The organism is Streptomyces sp. NPDC017890 (assembly GCF_044328675.1).
In the GTDB taxonomy this organism is placed as follows: Bacteria; Actinomycetota; Actinomycetes; order Streptomycetales; family Streptomycetaceae; genus Streptomyces.
This window is the reverse complement of record NZ_JBIRHU010000096.1, coordinates 1-2929: the sequence shown is the minus strand read 5'-3', so window position 1 is coordinate 2929 and position 2929 is coordinate 1. Positions and strand designations below refer to the sequence as shown.

General features: G+C 62.0%; 3 protein-coding genes. All 3 read left to right on the top strand.

Annotated elements, in window-relative coordinates; genetic code table 11:
- On the top strand, positions 1 to 514 hold a 514-nt coding region (locus ACH4F2_RS35510; RefSeq protein ID WP_398136767.1), incomplete at its 5' end, for an aldehyde dehydrogenase family protein.
- A gap of 431 nt (positions 515 to 945) precedes the next feature.
- Positions 946 to 1545, top strand: coding sequence for a DUF1003 domain-containing protein (locus tag ACH4F2_RS35505; protein ID WP_350835295.1), 600 nt, complete (start codon positions 946 to 948; stop codon positions 1543 to 1545).
- Positions 1529 to 2887 carry a mycothione reductase gene (locus ACH4F2_RS35500; RefSeq protein WP_351646395.1) on the top strand — a complete coding sequence of 453 codons (1359 nt, stop codon included), beginning with the start codon at positions 1529 to 1531 and terminating at the stop codon, positions 2885 to 2887. The genes ACH4F2_RS35505 and ACH4F2_RS35500 overlap by 17 nt, the downstream gene beginning before the upstream one ends.
- Positions 2888 to 2929: the final 42 nt, after the last annotated feature.

Here is a 2929-nt window from a genome sequence, read left to right as displayed (position 1 = left end):
CGACGAATTTGTTCCGGCCTTTTCCGACAAGCTTTACGCGACTTCTAGATCCACGCCGCTGGTTTCTGTCCAGGCTGCCGAGATCCTTGCGGATCAGGTGGCGCAGGCGGTCGCTGCCGGCGCGACGTACACCGCAGCAGATGCGGGGGGCGTCGATGGTGCGTTTCATCCGGCGGGGATCCTCACTGACGTCGCGCCTGACAATCCGGTCTACAGCCAGGAGTTGTTCGGGCCGGTGGCCATGGTCTTCAAGGTCGGATCGGAGGAGGAAGCGGTACGGCTGGCAAATGATTCTCCGTTTGGGCTCGGCTCGTACGTGTTCACGACTGATCCAGTCCAGGCGCAGCGGGTGGCTGACCAGCTCGAGGTGGGCATGGTTTTCGTCAACGGGGTGGGTGTCGATGCTCCTGAGTTGCCGTTCGGTGGGATCAAACGCTCTGGGTTCGGTCGCGAGCTCGGCCGTTACGGGGTTGAGGAGTTCGTCAACAAGAAGCTTGTCCGGGTGGTTTCCTGACCATTCGAGTTTTCCGCCCTCGAACAGAAAGCGATTTTTCCAGTCACGGGATCCTCGAAGTTGGGACGCGCCCTGAAGCGAGTCCTCTGCACATCTACGGGGCGCACTCCAGTGAGCGGAAATCTTGTGTCAGCGATGCGTCCTGGATCACGACTTCGATTGAAGTACCAGAGATGAACGAGCGGGGAGCTGGGGGTGTGGTGCGGCAGATGGCGATAAGGGGAGCCGACGACGGAACGAATCCGCGACTGCTTCAATCACGGCCCAGGCGCTGAATGTTAGCTATGTACTAGGCTTTCGGGGGGGACGCTCAGCCGGACCCAACTTCGCTCAGCGCGAAGGCTGGTTTCTGTAGGTCTGTGCTCTGCGGAACTCTCGAGAGTGCCGCTACTCGGCCCAGACAAGCTGATTGCAGCCCGGTCGGCCAGTTCTTGTTGTATCTCATCCTCTTCGAGGAATCCCAGCGATCCTTCCGTGTGTATGAGCTCATCGCGTCAGTTGAACAACCAGAGCGAGGACATGGAATGGTGTCGTCTTCTACCGGTGATGAAGGCTTGACGTGGGTGGATGATTTGGTGTGTCCGCATTGTGGTCACCGCCTTGGTGTCTTCGATGAGCCTTGTCCGGGTCGTGGTGAGCGATGGGCTGCCAAGATCGCCGATATGGTGGGGACCTGGTGGTTTCTGGCGGGCTTGGTGACGGTGATCGTCAGCTGGTTGGCGGTCAATTTTGTCCTGCGCCCGTTCGAGCCGCATCCGGCGACCATGCTCACAGGGCTCGGCGCCATTTTGGCGACGGTGGCTGCGTTGCAGGGGCCTTTGATCCTGCTGTCCCAGCGCCGGGCTGCGGCTCGTGATCGCGGCCGTGCTCGGGAGGCGTTGCGGGTTGCCACCAACACGGAGGCCGACCTGCACGCTATTCGTGGAGTGCTCGTACGTCTGGAAGTTCCCGTGGGCTCTGACAGTTCGATTTCGGTGTCCGATTCAGCGGCACAGTCAAGGAAAGGAACGCAATATGGCGACGACGCATGATTTGATCGTGATTGGTGCCGGGACCGGTAACTACCTGTTCACCCCGGAGTTCGATGGGCTGCGGAGGGCGATCGTGGAACCTTCGCGCTTCGGTGGTACGTGCCTCAATCGTGGTTGCATCCCGACGAAGATGTTCGTGGTGGCGGCCGATGCTGTCCGGTCGGCACAACGTGCTGGAAGGCTGGGAGTGCATGCGCGGGTCGAGTCGGTCGATTGGTCCGAGATCCGCGATCGGATCTTTGGGCGCATCGATCCACTGCACGCCCAAGCGGTGGATTATCGGCGTAAGAACGGCGTCGACGTGTACACCGATCAGGCCCGTTTCGTCGCCCCGGGACGGCTGCAGGTCGGGGAGGTGGAGCTCTCCGCTGAGAAGGTTGTGCTGGCAGCAGGCTCCCGGCCGATCGTGCCTGCCATCCGTGGCCTGGACGAGGTCGAATATCACACGTCGGACACCATCATGCGCATCGACAATCTGCCCTCGTCGTTGTTGATCATCGGCGGCGGCTTCATCGCTGCCGAGATGGGGCACGTGTTCTCCGCTTTCGGTGTCGAGGTCACCATCGTTCACCGCGGTCCGCGTTTGCTCAATGGTGAGGATCAACAGATCGCCGACAGGTTCACCGAGTTGGCTGTGCAGGAGATGACGGTGCATCTGGACGCGGAGGTGGTGCGCGTGGAGCCGAGTGCTTCGGGTGTGGTCGCTACTGTGGAGACCGCGCAGGGGCAGCGCGAGGTCTCCGCCGAGATGCTGCTGGTGGCAGCGGGCCGGCGACCCAACTCCGACCTTCTGGATCTGTCGGCCGCCGGTATCGAACTCGATGAGCATGGTCATGTGGTCACCGATGCGGCCGGGGCGACCACGGCGCCCGGTGTGTGGTCACTGGGCGATCTGGCGAATCATTTCCAGCTCAAGCACTTGGCCAACGCCGAAGCGCGCACGATGGTGCACAATCTTCTCCACGCGTACGATCCGAAGCCGCTGCCGACCGGTTTGGTGCCGCACGCGGTCTTTGCTGATCCCCAGGTCGCGAGTATCGGCGCGACCCAGCAACAGCTCGAGGAAGCTGGGATCGAGTACGTCGTCACTGTTCGGGCGTATGCCGACGCTGCCTACGGGTGGGCGCTCGAGGACACCACAGGTTTCGTGAAGCTGCTTGCCGATCCTCGTGGGCGGACGCTGCTGGGTGCGCACATCATCGGTCCGGATGCGGCGGTTCTGATTCAGCCGCTGATTCAGGCGATGATGACCGGTCAGACGGTTGATCAGATCTCCCGCGAGGTGATGTACATCCACCCGGCGCTCACGGAGGTCGTGGAGCAGGCGTTACTGCAGCTATGAGACATCCGCGGCCCGTCAGCCAGCGGCTGTCGGGCCGCGAGC